The organism is Patescibacteria group bacterium (assembly GCA_020148145.1).
Classification (GTDB): Bacteria; Patescibacteriota; Minisyncoccia; order Minisyncoccales; family JAHCRE01; genus JAHCRE01.
The window spans coordinates 50,694-72,099 of record JAHCRE010000006.1 but is presented as its reverse complement, the minus strand read 5'-3'; the positions used below and the strand labels follow the sequence as shown (position 1 = coordinate 72,099).

Annotated in this window: 32 protein-coding genes; all 32 read left to right on the top strand. The window is 34.8% G+C overall.

The window, feature by feature from the left end:
- Positions 1–211: 211 nt before the first annotated feature.
- The 32 genes from rplP to KJA15_00600 all read left to right on the top strand — a co-directional run bounded on the left by rplP (position 212) and on the right by KJA15_00600 (position 21,403).
- Positions 212–616 (top strand): 50S ribosomal protein L16, encoded by a 405-nt coding sequence (rplP, locus tag KJA15_00755; GenBank protein MBZ9571856.1) that lies wholly within the window; start codon positions 212–214, stop codon positions 614–616.
- 1 nt (position 617) lies between these two features.
- Positions 618–809 (top strand): 50S ribosomal protein L29, encoded by a 192-nt coding sequence (gene rpmC / locus KJA15_00750; GenBank protein MBZ9571855.1) that lies wholly within the window; start codon positions 618–620, stop codon positions 807–809.
- 167 nt (positions 810–976) lie between these two features.
- Positions 977–1,213: a 30S ribosomal protein S17 gene (gene rpsQ, locus KJA15_00745; GenBank protein MBZ9571854.1), complete on the top strand. Its 237-nt coding sequence runs from the start codon at positions 977–979 to the stop codon at positions 1,211–1,213.
- A gap of 81 nt (positions 1,214–1,294) precedes the next feature.
- Entirely contained in the window at positions 1,295–1,666 is a 372-nt protein-coding gene (rplN, locus tag KJA15_00740) for a 50S ribosomal protein L14 (GenBank protein ID MBZ9571853.1), read from the top strand.
- Between the two features lie 2 nt (positions 1,667–1,668).
- Positions 1,669–2,100: a 50S ribosomal protein L24 gene (gene rplX / locus KJA15_00735; GenBank protein MBZ9571852.1), complete on the top strand. Its 432-nt coding sequence runs from the start codon at positions 1,669–1,671 to the stop codon at positions 2,098–2,100.
- Positions 2,101–2,109: 9 nt separating this feature from the next.
- Entirely contained in the window at positions 2,110–2,670 is a 561-nt protein-coding gene (rplE, locus tag KJA15_00730; protein ID MBZ9571851.1) for a 50S ribosomal protein L5, read from the top strand.
- 224 nt (positions 2,671–2,894) lie between these two features.
- The gene (locus tag KJA15_00725) at positions 2,895–3,080 is read left to right on the top strand and encodes a type Z 30S ribosomal protein S14 (protein MBZ9571850.1); all 186 of its coding nucleotides are present in this window, start codon (positions 2,895–2,897) and stop codon (positions 3,078–3,080) included.
- A 7-nt stretch (positions 3,081–3,087) separates the two neighbouring features.
- Positions 3,088–3,477 carry a 30S ribosomal protein S8 gene (gene rpsH / locus KJA15_00720; protein ID MBZ9571849.1) on the top strand — a complete coding sequence of 130 codons (390 nt, stop codon included), beginning with the start codon at positions 3,088–3,090 and terminating at the stop codon, positions 3,475–3,477.
- A 157-nt stretch (positions 3,478–3,634) separates the two neighbouring features.
- On the top strand, positions 3,635–4,180 hold the full coding sequence (gene rplF, locus KJA15_00715) for a 50S ribosomal protein L6 (protein MBZ9571848.1): 546 nt from the start codon (positions 3,635–3,637) through the stop codon (positions 4,178–4,180).
- 28 nt (positions 4,181–4,208) lie between these two features.
- Positions 4,209–4,646 carry a 50S ribosomal protein L18 gene (locus KJA15_00710; protein MBZ9571847.1) on the top strand — a complete coding sequence of 146 codons (438 nt, stop codon included), beginning with the start codon at positions 4,209–4,211 and terminating at the stop codon, positions 4,644–4,646.
- A 9-nt stretch (positions 4,647–4,655) separates the two neighbouring features.
- The gene (locus KJA15_00705; protein MBZ9571846.1) at positions 4,656–5,120 is read left to right on the top strand and encodes a 30S ribosomal protein S5; all 465 of its coding nucleotides are present in this window, start codon (positions 4,656–4,658) and stop codon (positions 5,118–5,120) included.
- Positions 5,121–5,123: 3 nt separating this feature from the next.
- The gene (locus KJA15_00700) at positions 5,124–5,555 is read left to right on the top strand and encodes an uL15 family ribosomal protein (GenBank protein MBZ9571845.1); all 432 of its coding nucleotides are present in this window, start codon (positions 5,124–5,126) and stop codon (positions 5,553–5,555) included.
- A gap of 147 nt (positions 5,556–5,702) precedes the next feature.
- On the top strand, positions 5,703–7,001 hold the full coding sequence (secY, locus tag KJA15_00695) for a preprotein translocase subunit SecY (GenBank protein MBZ9571844.1): 1,299 nt from the start codon (positions 5,703–5,705) through the stop codon (positions 6,999–7,001).
- Entirely contained in the window at positions 6,988–7,698 is a 711-nt protein-coding gene (locus KJA15_00690; protein MBZ9571843.1) for a nucleoside monophosphate kinase, read from the top strand. Before secY ends, KJA15_00690 begins: the two co-directional genes overlap by 14 nt.
- Positions 7,699–7,743: 45 nt before the next feature.
- Entirely contained in the window at positions 7,744–8,493 is a 750-nt protein-coding gene (map, locus tag KJA15_00685; GenBank protein ID MBZ9571842.1) for a type I methionyl aminopeptidase, read from the top strand.
- A gap of 52 nt (positions 8,494–8,545) precedes the next feature.
- Entirely contained in the window at positions 8,546–9,265 is a 720-nt protein-coding gene (locus KJA15_00680; GenBank protein ID MBZ9571841.1) for a glycosyltransferase family 2 protein, read from the top strand.
- Positions 9,266–9,272: 7 nt separating this feature from the next.
- Positions 9,273–10,334 carry a galactose-1-phosphate uridylyltransferase gene (galT, locus tag KJA15_00675; GenBank protein MBZ9571840.1) on the top strand — a complete coding sequence of 354 codons (1,062 nt, stop codon included), beginning with the start codon at positions 9,273–9,275 and terminating at the stop codon, positions 10,332–10,334.
- Positions 10,331–11,110: a triose-phosphate isomerase gene (gene tpiA / locus KJA15_00670; GenBank protein ID MBZ9571839.1), complete on the top strand. Its 780-nt coding sequence runs from the start codon at positions 10,331–10,333 to the stop codon at positions 11,108–11,110. Before galT ends, tpiA begins: the two co-directional genes overlap by 4 nt.
- A 32-nt stretch (positions 11,111–11,142) precedes the next feature.
- Positions 11,143–11,715, top strand: a complete 573-nt coding sequence (locus KJA15_00665; GenBank protein ID MBZ9571838.1) for a hypothetical protein — start codon at positions 11,143–11,145, stop codon at positions 11,713–11,715.
- Positions 11,716–11,791: 76 nt separating this feature from the next.
- Positions 11,792–13,612 (top strand): alanine--tRNA ligase, encoded by a 1,821-nt coding sequence (locus KJA15_00660; GenBank protein ID MBZ9571837.1) that lies wholly within the window; start codon positions 11,792–11,794, stop codon positions 13,610–13,612.
- 47 nt (positions 13,613–13,659) lie between these two features.
- Positions 13,660–14,865, top strand: coding sequence for a hypothetical protein (locus tag KJA15_00655; GenBank protein ID MBZ9571836.1), 1,206 nt, complete (start codon positions 13,660–13,662; stop codon positions 14,863–14,865).
- 4 nt (positions 14,866–14,869) lie between these two features.
- A complete protein-coding gene (locus KJA15_00650; GenBank protein MBZ9571835.1) occupies positions 14,870–16,096 on the top strand; it encodes a hypothetical protein in 1,227 nt (408 codons plus the stop codon).
- A 34-nt stretch (positions 16,097–16,130) separates the two neighbouring features.
- Positions 16,131–16,352: a translation initiation factor IF-1 gene (infA, locus tag KJA15_00645; GenBank protein ID MBZ9571834.1), complete on the top strand. Its 222-nt coding sequence runs from the start codon at positions 16,131–16,133 to the stop codon at positions 16,350–16,352.
- A 1-nt stretch (position 16,353) separates the two neighbouring features.
- A complete protein-coding gene (rpmJ, locus tag KJA15_00640) occupies positions 16,354–16,467 on the top strand; it encodes a 50S ribosomal protein L36 (GenBank protein MBZ9571833.1) in 114 nt (37 codons plus the stop codon).
- A 244-nt stretch (positions 16,468–16,711) separates the two neighbouring features.
- A complete protein-coding gene (gene rpsM, locus KJA15_00635; protein MBZ9571832.1) occupies positions 16,712–17,101 on the top strand; it encodes a 30S ribosomal protein S13 in 390 nt (129 codons plus the stop codon).
- Positions 17,102–17,238: 137 nt separating this feature from the next.
- Entirely contained in the window at positions 17,239–17,691 is a 453-nt protein-coding gene (gene rpsK / locus KJA15_00630; protein ID MBZ9571831.1) for a 30S ribosomal protein S11, read from the top strand.
- A 48-nt stretch (positions 17,692–17,739) separates the two neighbouring features.
- Positions 17,740–18,366 carry a 30S ribosomal protein S4 gene (rpsD, locus tag KJA15_00625; protein ID MBZ9571830.1) on the top strand — a complete coding sequence of 209 codons (627 nt, stop codon included), beginning with the start codon at positions 17,740–17,742 and terminating at the stop codon, positions 18,364–18,366.
- Positions 18,367–18,525: 159 nt separating this feature from the next.
- Positions 18,526–19,455 carry a DNA-directed RNA polymerase subunit alpha gene (locus KJA15_00620; protein ID MBZ9571829.1) on the top strand — a complete coding sequence of 310 codons (930 nt, stop codon included), beginning with the start codon at positions 18,526–18,528 and terminating at the stop codon, positions 19,453–19,455.
- Positions 19,452–19,802, top strand: a complete 351-nt coding sequence (gene rplQ / locus KJA15_00615) for a 50S ribosomal protein L17 (GenBank protein MBZ9571828.1) — start codon at positions 19,452–19,454, stop codon at positions 19,800–19,802. The genes KJA15_00620 and rplQ overlap by 4 nt, the downstream gene beginning before the upstream one ends.
- Positions 19,803–19,817: 15 nt before the next feature.
- Complete coding sequence (rplM, locus tag KJA15_00610) at positions 19,818–20,189, top strand: 50S ribosomal protein L13 (protein MBZ9571827.1); 372 nt, start codon at positions 19,818–19,820, stop codon at positions 20,187–20,189.
- Positions 20,170–20,691, top strand: coding sequence for a 30S ribosomal protein S9 (gene rpsI / locus KJA15_00605; protein ID MBZ9571826.1), 522 nt, complete (start codon positions 20,170–20,172; stop codon positions 20,689–20,691). The genes rplM and rpsI overlap by 20 nt, the downstream gene beginning before the upstream one ends.
- A gap of 7 nt (positions 20,692–20,698) precedes the next feature.
- Positions 20,699–21,403: a PD-(D/E)XK nuclease family protein gene (locus KJA15_00600; GenBank protein ID MBZ9571825.1), complete on the top strand. Its 705-nt coding sequence runs from the start codon at positions 20,699–20,701 to the stop codon at positions 21,401–21,403.
- The last annotated feature ends 3 nt before the right edge of the window (positions 21,404–21,406 follow it).

Below are 21,406 nucleotides of genomic sequence, written 5' to 3'. Positions count from 1 at the left end.
CGGATTGAGTCGGAAAGCCCCGTCTGGGAAACCATTCGGTTCTCCCGTATAGGAAAATATTAAGAACCGAAGGGACGCGAGAGTTCTTAGCTCTGCGGAAACTCCCGTCCTAGGGTTTTTAAAGAGCGAGCCCGAAGCGAGGCCAAAGGCCGAGCGCCAGCCGTAAGGCTGGGAGAGGGCGAGCGATTGGTTATGTATTACCACTATGGCTATATTAATACCACGCAAAGTTAAACATCGAAAATGGATGAAGGGTCGTTCAAGAGGTATTGAAACTCGAGGAGCTGAGCTGGCTTTCGGAGCTTTCGGTTTAAAGTCATTAGAAACTCGTTGGATTAGTTCTCGACAAATTGAGGCAGCCAGAAGAGCTATTATTAGATATTTAAAAAAAGGAGGGAAACTTTGGATTAGGATTTTTCCACATAAACCTGTAACCAGAAAAGGAACCGAAGTTCCTATGGGTGGGGGAAAAGGGAGTGTTGACCATTATGTTTTTCCTATAAAACCTGGCCGAATTATTTTTGAGATAGACGGGATAACCGAAGAAGAGGCTAAAGAGGCATTTAGAAAAGCCAGTGATAAATTACCAGTGAAAACAAAATTCATTAAAAGATAAAATGAAGATTAATGGATTGAGGAAAAAATCAAAAGCCGAACTTCCAAAAATTCTTAAAGAGCGTCGAGAAAGATTAAGGCAACTTCGCTTCGACTTATCCTCTGGTAAGGTAAAAAATATTAGAGAAATTAGATATTTGAGAAAGGAAATTGCTAGAATATTAACTACATTAAAAGAGAAAGCCAACGGATAACAACCTAAATCGGAAGGGGGTCGGGGAAACCCTTCGGTTTCCCCGTATAGGAAAATATTAAAAACCGAGGGTTTTTAAAGAGCGAGCCCGAAGGTCGCCGAAGGCGAGAAGGCAACCGCCAGCCGTAAGGCTGGAAGAGGGCGAGCGATTAACTTTGTAATATCACTATGCCTAAACGTCAATTAATAGGAACTGTAGTTTCTGATAAGATGCAAAAGACAGTGGTAGTAAAGATTGAAAGAATCAAAGAGCATCCAAAATATAAAAGAAGATACAAGATTCACAAAAAATATAAAGCCCATGATGAAAAAGGCGAATATAAGGTTGGGGATAAGGTCATAATTGAGGAATGTCGGCCATTAAGTAAAGAAAAGAAATGGATGGTAATAAAAAAAATCATCTAAGCATTCAAACACACTAACATTTAAACAAAACAAAATCCGAAATGCTTAAATGCTTAAATGTTTAGATGTTAAAATGAATTTATGATTCAACCTCGGACAATGTTAAAAGTAGCTGATAATACTGGTGCTAAAATTGTTCAGTGCTTTAAAGTTTTGGGTGGTACTCGTAGAAGATATGCTCAAATTGGGGATGTTATAGTTGGTACAGTAAAGGAGGCCGAACCACGAAGGCAAGTGAAGAAACACGATATAGTTAAAGCAGTAATTATTAGACAAAAAAAACCCTACCGGCGACCAGATGGTAGTTATATTTCTTTTGATGATAATGCTATTGTTATACTTGAGGGAAAGACAAAAGATCCCAAAGGAGGAAGAGTTTCAGGTCCAGTAGCAAGAGAATTAAAAAAAAGAGGATTTGAGAAGGTAGCCGCCTTGGCTGAAGAACTAGTTTAAATATGAAAATTAAAAAAGATGATCAAGTATTAGTAATCTCTGGAAAGGATCGAGGAAAGAAAGGTAAGGTTTTAAAGGCTTTTCCCGAAGAGCAAAAACTTTTAGTTGAAGGAGTTAATTTAAGAAAAAAACATATTAAACCAAGAAGGACAGAGGAAAAAGGTCAAATTATAGAACTGCCGGCCCCTATTCCTGTTTCCAATGTAAAACTCATTTGTTCAAAATGCGGAAAGGCAACCAGGATAGGTTATAAAGTAATATCAAAAATCCCGCCTCAAAGAGGTGCCGCCCACAAAGTGGGCGAGCCTCGCCTAAGTGGGCGGGAGGTTCTCGCCTCGTCTTCGCCGAGGCGAAGCGGGCGCTCAATGAAATCGAGCGGCAAAAATAAGAAATCAAAAATAAGGATATGTAAGAAATGTGGAAAAGAAATCTAATTCTAAAATATGCTTTCCTTAAAAGAAAAATATAAAAAAGAGGTCGTTCCCCAGATGATTCAAAAATTCAGATATAAAAGCCCTATGGCTGTTCCCAGGATTGAGAAAGTGGTGATTAACACCGGATTTGGTAGTAAAATTTTTGGAAAAACCTCAGAAGAACAAAAAAAAATTTATGAAGCTATCTCAAATGACCTTGCTTTAATCACTGGACAGCATCTAGAATTAAGAAGAGCAAGAAAATCAATTTCCGGCTTTAAAATTCGTCAGGGAATGCCGATTGGAGCTCGAGTGACGCTGAGAGGAAAGAGAATGACAGATTTTTTAGAAAGACTAATTCATATTGGTCTTCCTAGGTCTCGAGATTTTCAGGGGATTAATTTAAAATCATTTGATAAAGAAGGGAATTTAACTATTGCTATTAAAGAACATATTTGTTTCCCTGAAATATCTCCAGAAAAAGTCAAAAATATTTTTGGATTTGAAATAACCGTTGTGACTACTACTAAGACTCGGGAAGAAGGAATTGAACTATTAAGATTAATGGGATTCCCAATTAAATCTTCATAACACCCCATATCGGAAGGGGGTCGGTCAAGGCGCGAGGCTTCTCCGCGAAACCTGCGAAGCGGGTTGAGTCGGAAAGCCCCATCTGGGAAACCATTCGGTTTCCCCGTATAGGAAAATATTAAAAACCGAGGGTTTTTAAAGAGCGAGCCCGAAGCGATCCGCCCTGGGCGGGGAGCGCCAGAACTTTGTTCTGGAGAGGGCGAGCGATTAATTATGTAATACCAATGGCAGTAAAAGCTCAAATTGTTAAATCTAAGAAAAAGCCCAAATTTTCAACTCGAAAAATTTTACGCTGTTTTAGGTGTGGGAGAAAAAGGGGATATATGAGAAAATTTGGTTTATGCCGAATTTGTTTTAGAGAAATGGCAAATCAGGGATTAATTCCTGGAGTTAAAAAATCAAGTTGGTAAAAAGAATATGACCGATCCTATAACCGATATGTTAAATCGAATTCGTAATGCCCAAGCCGTTTTACATCCTACGGTTAATATTCCTTTTTCTAATTTGAAATATAAGATAGCTAAAATTTTTGAAAAAAAAGGATTTATTGAAAAAGTTGAGAGAAAAGGTAGAAAAGTAAGAAAATTTATTGAAATTACTTTAAAATACGATGATAAAACTCCCGCAATATCTGGTTTGCGAAGAATCTCTAAACCCGGTCAAAAAATTTATTTGCCATTTAAAAAAATTAAGAGAGTAAAAGGAGGATATGGAATAGCTATTATCTCTACCCCTGAGGGTTTAATGACTAATAAAGAGGCGAGAAAAAGGAAATTAGGAGGAGAGGTAATTTGTGAAATATGGTAGGGCGCTTCGGGAATCCAATTTTTAGGACACGCTCTGACCCCCAGCGAGGATCAGGCTCATGTCCTCGCGAGTTGCTCGCCGCTCTGCGGCGAGACCATGCCAACTCGCTGCGGATGGTCCATAAAAATTGATTCCCTCGCTTAAATAAAAGAATATTATGTCTCGAGTTGGAAAAAAACCAATATTAATACCTGAGAAAGTAGAGGTTGAAATTAAAGAGCAGCGAGTTAAAATCACGGGCCCTAGAGGCGAAATCCTTCAGGAAATTCGGCCGGAAATTAAAGTAGAGGTAAAAGAGGAAAAGATCTTTATCTCTCCTCAGATTGAGACTAAAAAAACCAAAGCCTTTTGGGGTTTGACTCGAGCCCTTCTGGCTAGCCATATAAAAGGTGTAACCGAAGGTTACGAGAAAAAATTACAACTAGAAGGCTTGGGATATCGTGTTGTTTTAGAAGATAATGATTTAGTTTTAAAAGTTGGCTTTACTCATCCAGTTAAAATAAAGGTTCCCGAAGGAATTAAATTCTCAGTTGAAAAAAATATAATTTCTGTTTCTGGAATCAATAAAGAAAAAGTTTTTCAAATCGCTGCTAAAATAAGAAAAGTCAGACCACCCGAACCCTATAAAGGAACAGGAATTAGATATGTAGGAGAAGTAATTAGAAGAAAAGTAGGAAAGAGGGTAATAACAACAGGAATGTAAAATAATCCGAATTAAAAATCTGAGCTATATGAAAACAAAGATAAAACGTGAGAAAAAAGTTAGACGTCACAAGCGAGTGAGAGCTAAAATATGGGGAACAGCCACTAGACCTCGGTTTTGTGTTTTTAGATCACAAAAACATATTTATGTTCAATTAATTGATGATGAAAAAGGCCATATTTTAGTTGCAACTAGTGATTTAGAATTAAAAAAACAAAAAACAAAAATTAAAAAGGCTACAGCCAGCCCATCACCCTCCCGCCAGGAGGGGTCTCCGAAAGCTAAAGAAATTAAAAAACCCTTAACAAGAAAAGTTGGCATCGCTTTTGAGGTAGGAAAACTAATTGCTAAAAAAGCCTTTAAGAAAAAAATTAAAAAGGTAGTATTTGATAGGGGAGGATATAAATATCACGGGAGAACGAAGGCAGTGGCAGAAGGAGCGAGAGAAGGGGGATTGAAATTTTAAGTTTTTATTATGGCAAAAGAAGTTGAAAAAGAGAAAACAATTAAGGAGTTTGAATCAAAATTACTCGATTTGGCTCGAGTTACTCGGGTATCTGCCGGAGGTAAGCATTTTCGGTTTCGAGCAGTAGTAGTAGTTGGAAACAAAGAAGGAAAAGTTGGGGTGGGAGTGGCTAAAGGGTCAGATGTTGCTCAGGCAATTAAGAAAGCAACAAGGCTGGCCAAAAAAAATATAATTGAGGTTCTAATTGTTAATGAGACTGTTCCTCATGAAGTGACTTCCAAATTCGGGCCGGCTCGGGTTTTGTTAAAACCTCAAAGAAAAGGAAGGGGATTGGTGGCTGGAGGAACGGTTAGGGTTATTTGTAATTTAGCTGGAATCAAAAATATTTCCTCAAAAATTTTAGGGAGAACTGGGAACAAATTAAATAATGCCAGAGCGACTATAAAAGCTCTAAAAAAATTAAGATTAAAATAAAAAATGCAGTTACACCAATTAAAACCTATCCACAAGAAAAAGCGACCAAAGAGAATAGGTCGGGGAGGAAAAAGAGGAACTTATTCTGGTCGAGGAATGAAGGGCCAGAAAGCAAGATCTGGTCGAAAATTACAACCAGCTATTCGAGAATTTATAAAAAGATACCCAAAGTTAAGGGGATATAAATTTAAGGGAAAAGAATTAAAATCAGTAATAATTAATATTGAGGTTCTTGGAAAAAAATTTAAGGTAAATGAAAAAATCAATCCTCAAATCTTGCTGGAAAAGAAATTAATTCGTAAAATAAAAGGAAAGATACCAGGGGTGAAAATTTTAGGGAAAGGAGAATTAAAAAAAGCTTTAGTTATTGAAGGGTGCGGAGTTTCAAAGGGTGCAAAGGAAAAAATTGAAAAGGCCGGAGGTACCATAAAATAAATTCCAAGCACCAAGCATCAAATAACAAACAAATTCCAAGCACCAAATCTCAAATTACAAACTGTTTAGAATTTTGGCCATTGGAATTTTGAATTTATTTGGAATTTGTGATTTGGAATTTGATATTTCTTTTACGAAGTAAAAGGTATGTGGTTTCAAAAAATTCTTCAAGTTTTTAAAATAAGAGATTTACGTAATAAAATCCTTTTTGTTTTGGGGATTTTTGCCGTTTTCCGTTTAATGGCTAATATCCCTATACCCGGGATTAGTACCGAGAATTTAAGAAATTTTTTTGAACAATTTCAAATTTTCGGGATTTTAAATGTCTTTACTGGTGGTGCTTTAGAGAAAGTTTCAATTGTGATGTTAGGATTGGGGCCCTACATTACTGCCACTATTATTTTACAACTTTTAACCATGATTTTTCCTCAATTGGAAAGAATTTACCGAGAAGAGGGGGAGGCCGGACGTCAGAAATTCAATCAATATGGAAGGATCCTGACTGTTCCTCTGGCAGCTTTGCAGGGATATGCAATGCTTGCTTTATTTCAAAGACAGGAGGTAATTGGAACCCTTTCTCCTACTTTACTTTTCGCTTCAATTTTAACTATTACTGGCGGAGCCATATTTTTGATGTGGTTAGGAGAGTTAATTTCTGAAAAAGGGATTGGCGATGGGGTTTCCCTTTTAATTTTTGCCGGAATTATTGCTGACTTTCCAGCTAATGCCGGCCAGGTAATAGTTGATATCCGCCAGATGATAATTACTGGTGATCTGACCAGGATTCCGGCCTATTTATTCTTCTTTGCTATGGCCTTACTTATTATTGCTGGAGTGGTTTTGGTTAGTGAGGCTAGAAGAAACATTCCTGTTTCTTATGCTAAAAGAGTTAGGGGGATGCGCCTTTATGGAGGAGTTTCAACCTATCTACCCCTGAATGTTAATCCGGCTGGAGTAATGCCGATAATTTTTGCCTTATCTATTTTAACTTTTCCAGGAATGATTGCTAATTTTTTAGCCGGAGCTGGTGGAACCATTGGTCAGATAGCCCAGGCTATAGGAAACTTTTTCCAGAACCCCTGGACTTATGGAATTTTGTACTTTTTATTAGTTTGTGCTTTTACTTTTTTTTATACCGCTGTAACCTTTGATCCAAAGACTGTTTCTGAAAATCTTCAAAAAATGGGTGGGTTTGTTCCAGGAATTCGGCCAGGGACTTCCACCGCTAACTTTTTATCTTATATTTTAAATCGGGTATTGCTTATTGGAGCTTTATTTTTAGGAACAATCGCCGTAATGCCGTCAATTATTGGGAGAATAACTAAAGTCATGGTCTTTCAGTTTTTAATTGGAGGGACGGCCTTACTTATTGTCGTTTCAGTGGTTTTGGAAACTATGCGTCAAATTAAAGCTCAACTAGAGATGAGAGAATATGAAACGTTCTAAAAAAATCAAAAATCAATTAGTCATAATTTTACTTGGACCACCGGGTTCTGGTAAGGGGACCCAAGCTGAACTTTTGACAGAAAAATTAAACCTTTATCATTTAGAGACAAGTAAGATTATTGTGGCCAATTTATTGAAGGCTAAAAAGGGTGATTTTGTAAAAGTCAAAGGAAAAAAATATTTTCTCTCAGAAGAAAAAAAATTAAGAAAATCAGGAAAATGGATGAGTCCTCCATTAATCACTTTTTGGGTAAAAAACAAGATTAAAGAATTAGCTAAAGAAGGAGAGGGGATAGCAATTTCTGGTTCTCCCAAAACTCTTTATGAAGGAAAAGAGATTACCTCCCTTTTAAAAAAATTGTATGGAAATTCTAATTTTAAAATAATTTTGATTAAATTAGGTGAGAAAGAATCGATTTGGAGAAATACCAAGAGAAGAATTTGCCAATTAATGCGCCATTCAATTTTGTACACTAAAGAAACTGCTAAATTGAAAGTCTGCCCTTTTGATGGTTCAAAATTAATATTTCGTGAAGATAGTAGTCCAAGAGTGATTAAAATGAAATTGAAAGAATACCAAGAAAGAACCCTCCCATTGATTGATTATTTCAAAAAAGAAGGTTTAAGGGTTAAAAAAGTCAATGGCGAACAATCAGTCGAGAAAGTTTTCAAAGATATTTTAAAAACTCTAAAATAGCTGTAATATAATTTCTACGATCGTAGAAAACATGTTATCTCGCCGATGATTAGTATAAAATCAAAAGAGGAAATTGAAATAATGAGAGAAGGTGGTAAAATCTTGGCAAAAATTATGAAGAAATTGGAAAGATTGATTAAACCAGGTATCACCACCAAAGAATTAGACAGGGTCGCAGAGACCCTGATTTTAAAATTGGGAGCAAAATGTTCATTTAAAGGATATCAAGATTTTCCGGCTTGTTTATGTACTTCAGTAAATGAAGAAATTGTCCATGTTGCCCCTAAAAATAGAGTCTTGAAAAAAGGAGATATTATTTCTCTTGATCTCGGAAATTTTTTCAAAGGATATCATACTGATATGGCTATTACTGTTCCGGTGGGTAAAGTTAATCCTGAGATTCAAAGATTGATTCGGATAACAAAAAAGGCTTTAAAACGAGGAATTAAAAAAGTAAGGCCAGGAAATAAAATTGGTGATATTTCAAATACCATTCAAAGATATGTAGAGTCTCAGGGATTTAACGTCATTAGGGATCTTTGTGGTCATGGAATTGGCAAAAATTTACATGAAGATCCTCAAATTTTGAATTATGGTAAAAGAAGAACAGGTTCGGAAATTAAAGAAGGAATGGCATTTTGCCTTGAACCAATGGTAACAATAGGGGACTGGAAAATAAAAAAATCAGAAGATAGTTATGGCTGGGAAACTGCTGATAGTTCAATATCTTGCCACTTTGAACATACAATAGTGGTAACAAAAGAAGGAGGAGAAATTTTAACAAAATTAAAGTAAATTTTCGCACTTTTTGTTTTGTATTTCAAAAGTGTTATAATTAAATAAACTTATGTATCTTTCTGTTATTATCCCCGCCTATAATGAGGAAAAAAGATTGCCAAAGACTTTGCGAGAGATTAATAAATATTTGAAGGAGCAAGATTACGATTATGAAATGATTGTTGTTTCTGATGGATCAACCGATAGAACAGTTGAAGTTGTTAAAAACCTAATGGCTGAGATAAAAAATCTAAAAATAATTGATTTTAAAGAGAATAAGGGCAAGGGATTTGGAGTTCGCCAGGGAATGTTAGAGGCTATTGGAGAATATCGGATTTTTACTGATGCTGACAACTCAACTACAATTGATCAGGTTGAGAAAATGTGGCCCTATTTTAAAGAGGGTTATGATATTGTTATTGGATCTCGAGATATAAAAGGGGCAGTTTTAGATCCACCCCAGCCACTTTTTAGAAGATTTTTAGGAAATTTCTTCAGATTATTAACTCAAATAATCTGTGGCACCTGGGAAATATTAGATAGTCAATGTGGCTTTAAGGGATTTACAAAAAAAGCAGTTGAAGATATTTTTCCTAGATGCAAAATTGATCGCTTCGCTTTTGATCCGGAAATTTTAGTAATTGCCAAAAGATTAGGTTACAAAATTAAAGAAATTCCAGTTTTATGGATAAATGATCCCGAAAGCAAGGTCAAATTTAAAAATATGGTAAAAATGGGCCTTGATTTAATTAAAATAAGACGGAATATGTTATTTGGTAAATATCGTTAAAAATTCTATGCCTTTTTCCAAAAAATCTGCTAAAAACAAAAAAATTAAATTTCCTTCAGAACTTCGTTTTGATTTAGCTTCCAAGCACTGGGTGGTTATTGCCACAGGCCGGGCAAGAAGACCAGAAACTTTCAAAAGAGAGAGGAGAATAGAAAAAGAAGTTCCCCGGAAAGATTGTCCTTTCTGCCGGATTAATAAATTAGAAAAACCTACCCTTATTTTCTCTCATGGTAAAAAAATTCCTTTAAATAAAGGTATTCCCAAAAGTTGGACACTTATTGTTGTTCCTAATAAATTTCCGGCCTTTACCCCCTCACCTAGATTGGGCAAAAGTATTGAGGGAGGGTTATATCAAAGAATCCAAGCAGTAGGTTTTCATGAGGTGGTAATTACGCGAGATCATAAAAAATCATTAGCTCAATTCTCAATAGACCAGATTAAAGAAGTAATTGATGCTTACCAGGAAAGATATTTGGGGTTAATGAAAAAGAAATTCGTTAATTATATTTCTCTTTTTCACAATCATGGAGTTGAGGCTGGAACTTCGATTGGCCACCCTCACTCTCAGATTATTACTACTCCTCTTATTGACATTGATCTTAAAAAAGCTCTCTTGAATTCTGGAAAATATTTTAGGGCTCAAAAAAAATGTATTTATTGTCGGATGAATAAATGGGAAAGAAAAAGTAAAGAAAGAGTTGTTTTTGAAAATAAAGATTTTTTGGTTATTTGCCCTTTTGCTTCAAAGGCTGCTTTTGAGGTTATAATTTCTCCAAAAAAACATTCGGCTTATTTTGAAAGAATAAAAGAAAGAGAAAAATGGACCTTAGCTGAGGCATTTAAAATAGCCCTGGGAAAACTTTACAGGGCCTTAAATGACCCTGCTTATAATTTCTATTTACATGCTGCCCCTTGTGACGGAAGAAATTATGAATTTTATCATTGGCATTTTACATTTTTACCAAAGACAGCGATCTTAGCCGGTTTTGAACTCGGAGCGGGGATGGAGATTTCAACAATTGAACCAGAGAAAGCGGCTGAGTATTTAAGAAAACAGAAAGTGAGATGAAACCACTAATTGTCGCCAATTGGAAGTGTAACCCTCAAACTTTAATTGAAGCAAAGAAACTTTTTAATTCCCTGAAAAGAAGAATAAAAAATATTAAAAATATTGAGGTGGTAATTTGCCCACCTTTTGTTTATTTATCAATTTTAGGAGTTTCCACCTCCGCCCGCCGAAAGGCGGGCTTCGGCGGACTCGCCTCCGGCTCGCAAGATTGTTTTTGGGAAGAAAAAGGAGCTTTTACTGGGGAAATTTCATCTTTAATGCTCAAGGATCTAGGATGTGATTATGTGATTTTGGGTCATTCCGAAAGAAGAAGGTGGTTTGGTGAGACCGATGATGTGATAAATAAAAAAATGAAAAAAGCGATATTAGTAAAATTAAATCCAATTTTTTGTATTGGCGAGACCAAAACTGAGCGAGAAAAAGGTAAAACCCAAAATATTTTAAAATCTCAGATTGAAAAAGGACTTAAAAAAATTTCAAAAAAAGAAATCAAAAATATTGTAATTGCCTATGAACCAGTTTGGGCAATTGGAACTGGAAAACCCTGTGATGTTAAAGAAGCTCAGATTATGGGTTTACTTATTCGAAAAATTATAAACCGAATTTTTAGTCGTAATATATCTGAGAAAATTCGAATAATTTACGGAGGCAGCGTTAACAGTAAAAATGCAGCAGGCTATATTAAAGAAGCAAGAATGGACGGTCTTTTAATAGGTGGAGCTTCTTTAAATCCTCAAGAATTTATTAAAATAATAAAGGCAGTCAAAAAATCTTGACTTTTTCATTCAGTTTGATATTCTGAACTAACATGGAAAAATTTTTAGAAGGATATTTTTATAATCCAACTCGGGGAAATTTAAAAATTGAGCAGGTAATGGAGGAAATGCTCAATTATATGAGAGAAAAACCAGAGAAATTTTATGACATCATTGTTGGTTGCGACTCATCTTCAGGTGATGACCCTCATTTCCCGGTAGCAGTAGTTATTTTAAGAGTAGGGGAGGGAGGGCGATTTTTTCTTAAAAAGATAAAATATCCCAAATCTTTAAGAAAAAAATTTTATAATTGGCATCAGAGAATTTTAGAAGAAGTTTTGCTCTCTTGCCAATTGGCCTTATTTTTGAGAGAAAATTTTGAGGGGAAAATATCCACCTTCATTAAAAACTATGGTGGATCCGCCGAAGCCTCTGGCGGAGGCGGAAAAAACCTGTCTAATCCTTTAAATTACCAGTTTTGTTATATCCATGCTGATGTCGGTGAGAATGGCCAGACAAAAGATATGATAAGGGAGGTTACTGGACTTATTCGCGGCAATGGTTTTGAACCAAAAATTAAACCAGCAGCTTTTGTAGCCTCAACTGTGGCTGACCGATATGCTTAATGAAAATGGGCGATGAATAATAAATAGAAGCCACTTTAAAAGTGGCTTTTAAAATTGTAAAATATAAATTAGAATCATGAAATCTTTTCAGATTCGCCAAGGGTTTTTAATTTTTTTTAAAAAAAGGACTCATAAAATAGTTTCTTCCTCTTCTCTTTTACCTTCAGATCCTAGTGTTTTATTTACTACTGCCGGAATGCAACAATTCAAGGAATATTATTTAGGAGAACCATCTCCTTATGGGAAAAAAGTTGCTAGTTGCCAGAAATGTTTTAGAACCTCAGATATTGAAGAAGTAGGAGATAATCGTCATTTAACCTTCCTGGAAATGTTAGGAAATTTTAGTTTCGGAGATTATTTTAAAGAGAAGGCCGTTGAATTCGCTTTAGAAGTTTTGACTAAAAATTTTAAGATTCCAGTTGAAAAATTATGGATTACTTATTTTGGAGGGGAAGGAAATGTTCCCGAAGATAAGGAATCCCAAGAGATTTGGAAAAAATTGGGTGTCCCCCAAGATAGGATTTATAAATTTGGCAAAAAAGATAATTTCTGGGGACCAACTGGATTGGAGGGGCCTTGCGGACCAACAACTGAAATTCATTACGATTTAACCAAAAAACCTTGCGAATTAGGCAAAAATTGTCTTCCCAATTGTCAATGCGGAAGATTTATTGAACTTTGGAATTTAGTTTTTAACGAATACTATCAGGATAAAAATGGAAAACTTAGTCCTTTAAAACAAAAGGGAGTAGATACTGGAATGGGATTGGAAAGATTGGCTATGGTTTTGCAGCAAAAAGAGAGTATTTTTGAGACCGATTTATTTTCACCAATAATTCTTGAAATAGGAAAAATGGTCGGAATGAAAGAAATTAGTGGTCCCTCTTCCTTTGAAAGACTTTTTAAGCCTTCTATTGTCCTTGAAGAAGAATTAACAAAGATGAAATATCAACGAGATTCTCGAATCATTGCCGATCATATAAAGGCTTCGGTTTTTTTGATAGCAGAGGAAATCTTTCCTTCAAATGTAGAGAAAGGATATGTTTTAAGAAGAATTTTGAGAAGGGCAATAAGATTTGGGAAATTATTAAATCTACCAAAAAATTTTTTAATTCCTCTAGCTCAAAAGGTGGTCGAAATTTACAAAAATGTTTATCCGGAAATTCAATCTAACCAAACCGATATCTTAACTGTAATTCAAAATGAAGGGGAGAAATTTGAAAAGACTTTAGAAAAGGGCCTAAAACAATTTGAAAAAATTTTAGCAAAAGGAGATATTTCGGGAATTGATGCCTTTCATTTATTTGATACTTATGGATTTCCTTTAGAATTGACTCAAGAATTAGCTAAAGAAAAAGGGTTAAGAGTTGATGTCGAGGGATTTAAAGCAGCCTTTAAAAGACATCGAGAAATTTCTCGAGCTGGGGCTGAAAAGAAATTTGGCGGAATTGGAAAAAGTGCTAGTTATGAGGCAATAAAACTCCATACTGCCACTCACTTACTTCATTGGGCTTTAAGAGAAGTTTTAGGAAAACATGTTAAACAAATGGGGTCTGATATTAATTCCAAAAGACTTCGCTTTGATTTTTCCCATCCTCAGAAACCCAGCGAAGAAGAGATAAAAAAAGTTGAGGACCTGGTTAATCAAAAAATTAAAGAAGATTTAGTAATAGAGAAAGAAGAAATGGAATATGAAAGGGCTTTAGAATCAGGAGCTTTGGCTTTTTTTAGAGAAAAATATCCAAAAATTGTGACCGTTTATTCCATTGGTAATTTTTCAAAAGAAATTTGCGCTGGCCCTCATATTAATGAAACTTCAGAATTAGGTTTTTTTAAAATCATCAAAGAAGAATCTTCAGGCGCCGGCATAAGAAGGATAAGAGCTATTTTGAAATAAAAAACTTCTTTCTATTGAATCTTTAAGAATTTTTCAATATAATAAAAATGAAGATTGACTCTTTAAAACCAAAACAAAGACAGAAAGAGCATTTTTTAACTTTGGATATTGGCACTGAAGCCATAAAAGCCTTGATTTTTTCCACTTCTGTCCACCCGGCAGGCTATGGCGGAAAGGAAAGTGAGAAAATTATTGTCCTCGGAGCCTCTACTCAATACTTTGACCAATTAGGCGTTTGGGATTCCAGAGATTTTGAACAGAGCACAATAAAAAAAGCCTTATCAATTGCAATCAAAAAAACCCAGACTCAAGCCAAGACAAAGATAAATTCTCTTTTACTTTCTTTGCCAGCTAATATTTTAAGAGGAGAGATTTTATTTTTAAATCTCAAAAGAAAAAATCCTAAAGAAATTATTAGAAAGAGTGAAGAAAGCCAGATTCTAAAAGAAGTTTTAAATCAAGCCAAAAAAGAACTTTCCCAAAAAATTGCCCAAGAACTTGGAATCTTATCTGAAGATCTTCATTTTTGTAATCTAAAAATTCTAGAAATAAAAATTGATGGATATGAAGTCCCTTCTGTTCTAGAATTGGGAGGCAAAAATTTAGACTTTAGAATTTTAGCTACCTTTTCACCGAAATATTATTTAGAAAATATAAAAAAGATTTTTAAAGATTTAAATTTAAAAATCTTGAAAATAGTTCATCAATCAGAAGGTCTAATATCTTTTGAAAATAAGAAAGAAAATGCTATTTTCCTTGATGTAGGAGGAGAATTGACCCAAACTTTTTTATTTAAGAGAGGAAAACTAGAAGGAATTTCCCAGTTTAAAGGTGGGGGAATTGATTTCACTAAAAAACTTTCTCAAATTTTAGGATTAAGCCTAGGAAGTGCCAGGGCCTTGAAACACAGCTATTCTCGGGGAATGCTGTCTTGGGGAGTAAGAAAAAGAGTTAAAGGAATTTTTTTTGAAGATCTCCAAATCTGGTTCAAAAATTTAAAGGAAACTTTTAAAAAAATTTCTTTGATTAATACTAAAAGTTTATTACCATCGAACTTTTTGCTTTTTGGGGGAGGAAGTCAAATACCTGAAATTCAAGAGATTTTAGAAAGAGGGAATTGGGAAGATTTTCCCTTTATTTCTCAACCTAAGGTAAAATTAGTTTTACCAAAAGATTTGAGAGGTATCGAAGATAAAAGTCAGATTTTAAATAGTCCTCAAGATACTGCCCCAATTTTAATTTGCCTATCATAATAATATGCCAAAAAAATTTTTTGATATTGTCCCACCGAAGAAAATTGAGAAAAAAATTGAGATAGAACGTCCTATAAAATATCGGGCCAGTATTCCCATTTTGCAGAAAAGCACCTTTAAAAAAGGCCTAATAATCACTCTAGCTACTTTGATTTCGATTGGATTTTTTTGCTTTCTTACTCTCTCTAAAGCAGAAATCGAGATTTGGCTAGAGACCGAGGTTTTAAATTTTAAGGAAAAAATTACCATTGATTCAAGAGTTAATCAATCTGATTTTGGGGCAAAGGTTATTTCAGGAGAAATTTTTGAATTAGAAAAAAGTTTTTCTCAAGAATTTCCATCTTCAAGCAAGATTTTAAAAGAAGAGAAAGCTAAAGGTCAAATTCGAGTTTTTAATAATTATCATCTCGCCCAGACCTTAGTAGTCAATACTCGTTTTCAGCCTCCTTTGGAAAAAGTGTTATACTTTCGTTCAAAAAAAACTATATTTTTACCAGCCAAAGGCCATATTGATATTGAAGTGATAGCCGATCAACCGGGGGAAGAATATAATATCGAGCCTTCAACTTTCTCTATCCCTGGCCTATTTGGCCTTCCTCAATATTATAGTGTTTATGGTAAATCTTCTTCTCCAATGACTGGTGGTTTCAAAGGAGAAACCTTCAAGGTTACCGAGGAAGATTTAGAAAGAGCAAAAAATACTTTGGTTGAGAAATTATTCACCGAGACTAAAGAATCTTTAAAAAACAAAATTGGTGGGGATTTCATTCTATTAGACGAAACTTTAAAAGAAAAAATTGTCGATACTTCTTCTTCAGTTGAGGCCGGAGCCGAGGCTCAATCTTTTAATTTTCAGGTCAGAATTAAATCCAAGGCCTTAGTATTTAAAAAACCTGATCTTGGTTATTTTGCTGAACAATTTATTCTTTCTCGTCTCCCCCAAGATAAAAAATTCCAAGAGGATAGTCTAAAAATAGATTATTCATTAGAGTCAATAGATTGGGAGTCAGAGAAAATTTCTCTAAATTTAGAATTCTCAGCTAAAATTTATTCAGATATTGATGTGATTTCTCTAAAGAGAGCTCTAAGAGGAAAATTATTAGCCGAGACTCAAGTACATTTGGAAGATCAACCCAAGATTACTAGAGTAAGGCTTAAATTCTGGCCCTTTTGGGTTAAGACTACCCCAGAAGATATTGAGAAAATTGAGATAAAATTAAATCTTGACTAAATCTAAGTAATTTGCTATTCTAAAAAATTACCTAATGCCTAAATCTAAGAAAACTTTCCGAAAAACTGGAATAGTTCTGGAAGCTCTGCCCAGTACCCATTTTCGGGTGAGATTAGATGATGACTCAGAGATAATTGCCCATTTAGCTGGAAGATTAAGACTTTATCGAATTAAGGTCTTACCGGGAGATCGGGTAACAGTAGAAATAACTCCCTATGATAAAAAAAGAGGGAGAATAGTTTATAGAGGAAAATGATATGAAAGTTAGGCCATCAGTTAAAAAAATTTGTAAAAAATGCAAAATTGTGAGGCGTAAGAGAAGAGTATATGTGATATGTTCAAATCCTAAACATAAACAACGCCAAGGATAGGCGTTCGAGAAGCTAATTTTTAGAGTACGTCAATTTTTCCCACCGGGAAAAATTGACTCGTATTACGCCGCCTTGCTCTTCGTCTCGCGAAACCATGGCCGCAAGTCGGCTAAACGTCTCTAAAAATTATAGTCTCGCTAAGGGTTCAAAAATTGGTTCCCTCGCTTTGAAAAAAGGTGACTGTCACCACGAAGAAATTTGTGCGTAAATTTTTAAAATCGTATCAAGTATCTAGAATAAAAATATGCCAAGAATTGCTGGTATTAATATACCAGAGAAAAAACAAATTGAAATAGCCCTGACCTATATTTATGGAATAGGTCCTCCTTTGAGTAGAAGAATTTTAGCTGAAGCCGGAATTAAACCGGGGAGATCAGCCTCAGAATTGACCTCTGAAGAAGTTAGTAAACTTAAAGAAATTATTGAAAAGAATTACAAAATTGAAGGAGGACTTAAAAGGGAGAGAATGATGAATATTAAAAGATTAAAAGATATAGGTAGCTGGCGAGGAATTCGGCATATTAAGGGACTACCAGTTAGAGGACAAAGAACCAAAACTAATACCAGGACAGTTAGAGGAAATGTCAGAAAGACGGTGGGATCGGGAAGGAGACCACCTCCAACACCGAAGTAAAATAGCTTATTAGGCTGTAGCTTATTAGACTGTAGTTTATTAGCTTTTTAGGAATTTTCCCAATAAAATACTTTCAAGAATTTTTAATTTTTTTTAACTAATAAGCTAACTAGCTAAGAAGCTAAAAAGCTAAAATTATGGGAAAAAAACGCATTATCAAAAAAACTGAAGAGGAGCTCCTAAAAGAAAGAGAAAGAGTAGAAGCGGCATTAAGAAAAGAAGTTAAGATCCGAGCCCCTCAAAAGATTAACGAGGGGAAAATTTATATTTCCTCTTCTTATAATAATACTATAATAACCCTTACCGATCCCCGGGGAGATGTCCTTTCTTGGGCCAGTGCCGGTAATATTGGTTTTAAGGGAACAAAGAAAGGTACACCTTTTGCTGCTTCTAAAGTAGCTGAGGCAATGGTTCAGAGAGCTAAAAAATTAGGAATAGAAAAAGTGAGGGTTTTAATAAAAGGGATAGGTTCTGGTCGAGAATCAGCAATTAGATCTTTAGCCGCTCGAGGCTTAGATATTATTTCAATTAAAGATGTAACCCCAATTCCTCATAATGGCTGTCGGCCCCCAAAAGCCCGGAGAGTCTAAATAATACCCCAAATTTGCTTTTGCAAATTTCGGGGACCCCCCGATATTATGCAAAATTCAAAATGTAAAATATGTAGAAGGCTAGGAGTGAAGTTGTTTCTCAAAGGTGAACGTTGTCTTACTTCAAAATGTCCAATGATAAAAAGACCTTATCCGCCAGGTCAAAAAAGAAAAAGAAGAACTAGAGCTCCTTCTGAATATGCACAACAACTAAGGGAAAAACAAAAATTAAAAAATTGGTATGGCTTGAGAGAAAGGCAATTTAAAAAATATATTTTAGAAGTCCTGGATAGACGGGGAAGAGAAGATGCTAAATCTTCTCTTATTAAGAAATTAGAAAGCCGTCTAGATAATGTAATTTTTCGTTTAGGGTTGACCGGCTCTAGGTCTCAAGCTCGTCAACTTGTCAGTCACGGTCATTTCAGGATAAACTCAAGAAAAGTTAACTACCCTAGCTATCAAGTTAAAAAAGGAGATGTGATTGATATCTCTCAATCTTCTTTTAAAAAGATTTTTTTTAAAAATCTCAAGATGAAACTCAAAAAATACCAACCCCCCTCTTGGCTTAAATTAAATGTCGAAAAATTAGAAGGAAAAGTAATAGGTCAACCTTCTCTTGAGGAAACTGTGCCCCCAGCGGAAATATCAGCAATTTTTGAATTTTATTCAAGATAACAGGATCTCGTTGAAATATCGGAAGGGGGTCGGGGAAACCCTTCGGTTTCCCCGTATAGGAAAATATTAAAAACCGAGGGTTTTTAAAGAGCGAGCCCGAAGGTCGCCGAAGGCGACCGCCAGCCGTAAGGCTGGAAGAGGGCGAGCGATTAACTTTGTATTACCACTATGATTTCTCTTCCTCTTCAGCCAAAAATTATTGAAAAAAAAGGAAATCGAGCCCGTTTTGAAATTAGGGCTTTATATCCTAATTATGGGGTGACCATTGGTAATTCTCTCCGGAGAGTTTTACTCTCTTCTCTGTCGGGAGCGGCCGTTACTCAAGTGAAGATTAAGGGAGTTGAACATGAATTTTCAACAATCCCTGGTGCTTTAGAAGACATGATTACTATTATGTTAAATCTGAAACAACTAAGATTTAAAATCTTCACCGATGAACCCCAGAGAGGATTTTTGAGAGTTAAAGGAGAAAAAAAAGTTTTAGGTTCTGATTTTCAGTTACCTTCCCAGGTTGAATTAGTCAACAAGAATTTTCTGATTGCTACTTTAACAGATAAAAAATCAGAATTAGAAATGGAAATCCAAATTGAAAAAGGATTAGGATATGTTTCCCGAGAATTAAGGAAAAAGGAAAAATTGGAAATAGGAAAGATTACCCTTGATGCTGTTTTTACTCCCATTAGAAACGTGAGTTTTCATGTAGAAAATATGCGGGTTGGAGAAAGAACTGATTTTGATCGGTTAATCCTGGAAGTTGAGACCGATGGGACAATTACTCCTGAATGGGCGTTTTACCGGGCATCAGAAATTTTAAACCAGCATTTTACCATGTTTAGTCAAGCCTTTAAACCAAAGGAAGTCTATCCAGTGAAAAAAGAAGAAAAAATTGAGAAACTTAAAGTTAAAGTAGAGGATTTAAAATTTTCCATCAGAACTAAAAATGCTTTGTTAAAAAATAATATAAAAACTATCAGTGGAATTTTAAGAAAGAGTGAAGAAAATTTATTAAAACTGGAAGGGATGGGCAAAAAGGGAGTGAAAGAAATAAAAAAAGTTCTAAAAAAACTAAACTTAGAACTTAAACAATGAAAAAACGCAAACTTGGCCGGAAATTTTCTCGTAAAAGCAATCAACGTAAAGCCCTGTTAAAATCATTGGCTAGAGCCCTCATTTTAAATGAAAAGATTAAGACAACCGAGACTAAGGCTAAAGAAGTTTCCAGATTTTTGGAGAAATTTATAACTAAAGCTAAAAAAAGAGATCTATCTTCAAGAAGATTATTATTGAGATTTTTTCCAAAAAAATTAGTTAAGAAATTAATAGAGGATATTGCTCCGAGATACAAAGAAAGGGGTGGAGGCTACACAAGGATTATAAAACTAGGACCTAGAAAATCGGATGGGGCGAAGATGGCAATAATAGAACTAATTAAATAAAATTTTATTTTGATAATGGAGCGTAAGACTCACACAATTGATGCCACTGGAAAAATTCTCGGGAGGCTATCTACTGAAATTGCAATTTTATTACGTGGTAAGCATAAAAGAGATTTCCTACCCCAAAAAGATATGGGAGATATTGTGATTGTTAAAAATATTGAAAAGATTAAATTAACTGGTAAAAAATTTGAGCAGAAAAAATATTATCGTCATTCAGGATATATTGGAGGCTTGAAAGAAATTCCATTGAAAATACTTTTTAAAAAGAATCCGGCTAAAGTTCTAAGAAAAGCAGTTTTTGGAATGTTGCCCAAGAATAAATTAAGGGCAAAACAGATAAAAAGATTGAAAATATTAAAATCTTATGAAAAAGACCAAAACTAAAAAGTCAACCATAAAAAAGAAAAAGACAATCAGAAAGAAAAAGCCAACTAAAAAGAGAAAGCCAAAAAAAATTAAAAAAAAGGTTGAGAAACCAAAGGTTAAACCTGAGAAAGAAAAATATTTTGAAGCAGTTGGTCGAAGAAAAACCGCAGTAGCTAGAATTCGCCTTTTCACAAAAGGAGAAAAGAAATTTTTGGTTAATGAAAAACCTTTTGATATTTATTTTCCTACCTTTGAACTTCGGCAAATCGCTCAAGCCGCTTTAAAAAAAATGAAATGTCTTGATCGATTTCGAATTTCAGCTAAGGTAAAAGGAGGAGGATATCATTCCCAGGCTGAAGCGGTAAGGCACGGGATATCCCGAACCTTGGTTCTTTTTAATTCTTATTTTAGAAAAAGACTAAAAAAAGCCGGTTTCTTAACTCGGGATTCCCGAATGAGAGAAAGAAAAAAATTTGGATTAAAACGAGCAAGAAAAGCGCCTCAGTGGCAGAAGAGATAACACCATTATGTTAAAAGAACTTATTAATAAATTTTATTTGGATAGACAGAGAGATAGAGAACAGCATCATTTTTATATTTCTGATGCTGGAAAATGCTCACGAGCAATATTTTTTAAATTTAAAAAAGTCCCCAGAGAAGAAATAGAGGCAAGGGTTTTGAGGTTGTTTGATCACGGTGATTCTATTCATCGCCTTATCATGAAACCTCTCCTTAGCACGAAAGAGGCTCATGTAGTAGCTTCAGAAGTAGATATTCCTCCCCGAGAATTAATCAGAGGAAGGGCCGACGCAGTAATTAGCGATGGCAAAGATTTGTATATACTTGATATTAAAAGTATGAATAGCATGGTTTTTAAAAATTTAAATCAGCCAAAAAAAGAACATATTGATCAAATTCAACTTTATCTTCATTATTTAGATCCTAAAAAGGGAATATTGCTTTATGTTAATAAAGACACTCAAGAATTAAAAGAATTTTTGATTAATTACGATTCGAATCGAGCCCAATCTCTTTTAAAAGTACTATCTGACCTTAAAACAAAAATTGATTCCAATATCATTCCCCCGAGAATTCCAGAATGGCCAGAGAATTGGCAGTGTCAATACTGTCAGTTTAAAGAAATTTGTTTGATGACAGGAGAGGGAGATGTTAGTTGGGAAAATTTTAAAAAGATAATTGAAACTCAAGGTGAAACAGGTGAAGGTAAATAAATT

Excerpts from the sequence above, each read along its gene's own strand:
- rplN (MBZ9571853.1), top strand. The coding sequence starts at position 1,295 with ATGATTCAACCTCGGACAATGTTAAAAGTAGCTGATAATACTGGTGCT.
- infA (MBZ9571834.1), top strand. The coding sequence starts at position 16,131 with ATGCCTAAATCTAAGAAAACTTTCCGAAAAACTGGAATAGTTCTGGAA.
- KJA15_00725 (MBZ9571850.1), top strand. The coding sequence starts at position 2,895 with ATGGCAGTAAAAGCTCAAATTGTTAAATCTAAGAAAAAGCCCAAATTT.
- KJA15_00600 (MBZ9571825.1), top strand. The coding sequence starts at position 20,699 with ATGTTAAAAGAACTTATTAATAAATTTTATTTGGATAGACAGAGAGAT.
- KJA15_00680 (MBZ9571841.1), top strand. The coding sequence starts at position 8,546 with ATGTATCTTTCTGTTATTATCCCCGCCTATAATGAGGAAAAAAGATTG.
- rpsM (MBZ9571832.1), top strand. The coding sequence starts at position 16,712 with ATGCCAAGAATTGCTGGTATTAATATACCAGAGAAAAAACAAATTGAA.
- rpsH (MBZ9571849.1), top strand. The coding sequence starts at position 3,088 with ATGACCGATCCTATAACCGATATGTTAAATCGAATTCGTAATGCCCAA.
- secY (MBZ9571844.1), top strand. The coding sequence starts at position 5,703 with ATGTGGTTTCAAAAAATTCTTCAAGTTTTTAAAATAAGAGATTTACGT.
- KJA15_00660 (MBZ9571837.1), top strand. The coding sequence starts at position 11,792 with ATGAAATCTTTTCAGATTCGCCAAGGGTTTTTAATTTTTTTTAAAAAA.
- KJA15_00665 (MBZ9571838.1), top strand. The coding sequence starts at position 11,143 with ATGGAAAAATTTTTAGAAGGATATTTTTATAATCCAACTCGGGGAAAT.
- KJA15_00650 (MBZ9571835.1), top strand. The coding sequence starts at position 14,870 with ATGCCAAAAAAATTTTTTGATATTGTCCCACCGAAGAAAATTGAGAAA.
- KJA15_00690 (MBZ9571843.1), top strand. The coding sequence starts at position 6,988 with ATGAAACGTTCTAAAAAAATCAAAAATCAATTAGTCATAATTTTACTT.
- KJA15_00655 (MBZ9571836.1), top strand. The coding sequence starts at position 13,660 with ATGAAGATTGACTCTTTAAAACCAAAACAAAGACAGAAAGAGCATTTT.
- rplF (MBZ9571848.1), top strand. The coding sequence starts at position 3,635 with ATGTCTCGAGTTGGAAAAAAACCAATATTAATACCTGAGAAAGTAGAG.
- rpmJ (MBZ9571833.1), top strand. The coding sequence starts at position 16,354 with ATGAAAGTTAGGCCATCAGTTAAAAAAATTTGTAAAAAATGCAAAATT.
- rpmC (MBZ9571855.1), top strand. The coding sequence starts at position 618 with ATGAAGATTAATGGATTGAGGAAAAAATCAAAAGCCGAACTTCCAAAA.
- rplX (MBZ9571852.1), top strand. The coding sequence starts at position 1,669 with ATGAAAATTAAAAAAGATGATCAAGTATTAGTAATCTCTGGAAAGGAT.
- rplE (MBZ9571851.1), top strand. The coding sequence starts at position 2,110 with ATGCTTTCCTTAAAAGAAAAATATAAAAAAGAGGTCGTTCCCCAGATG.
- galT (MBZ9571840.1), top strand. The coding sequence starts at position 9,273 with ATGCCTTTTTCCAAAAAATCTGCTAAAAACAAAAAAATTAAATTTCCT.
- rpsD (MBZ9571830.1), top strand. The coding sequence starts at position 17,740 with ATGCAAAATTCAAAATGTAAAATATGTAGAAGGCTAGGAGTGAAGTTG.
- tpiA (MBZ9571839.1), top strand. The coding sequence starts at position 10,331 with ATGAAACCACTAATTGTCGCCAATTGGAAGTGTAACCCTCAAACTTTA.
- KJA15_00700 (MBZ9571845.1), top strand. The coding sequence starts at position 5,124 with ATGCAGTTACACCAATTAAAACCTATCCACAAGAAAAAGCGACCAAAG.
- KJA15_00705 (MBZ9571846.1), top strand. The coding sequence starts at position 4,656 with ATGGCAAAAGAAGTTGAAAAAGAGAAAACAATTAAGGAGTTTGAATCA.
- map (MBZ9571842.1), top strand. The coding sequence starts at position 7,744 with ATGATTAGTATAAAATCAAAAGAGGAAATTGAAATAATGAGAGAAGGT.
- rpsK (MBZ9571831.1), top strand. The coding sequence starts at position 17,239 with ATGGGAAAAAAACGCATTATCAAAAAAACTGAAGAGGAGCTCCTAAAA.
- rpsI (MBZ9571826.1), top strand. The coding sequence starts at position 20,170 with ATGAAAAAGACCAAAACTAAAAAGTCAACCATAAAAAAGAAAAAGACA.
- rplM (MBZ9571827.1), top strand. The coding sequence starts at position 19,818 with ATGGAGCGTAAGACTCACACAATTGATGCCACTGGAAAAATTCTCGGG.
- KJA15_00710 (MBZ9571847.1), top strand. The coding sequence starts at position 4,209 with ATGAAAACAAAGATAAAACGTGAGAAAAAAGTTAGACGTCACAAGCGA.
- rplQ (MBZ9571828.1), top strand. The coding sequence starts at position 19,452 with ATGAAAAAACGCAAACTTGGCCGGAAATTTTCTCGTAAAAGCAATCAA.
- rpsQ (MBZ9571854.1), top strand. The coding sequence starts at position 977 with ATGCCTAAACGTCAATTAATAGGAACTGTAGTTTCTGATAAGATGCAA.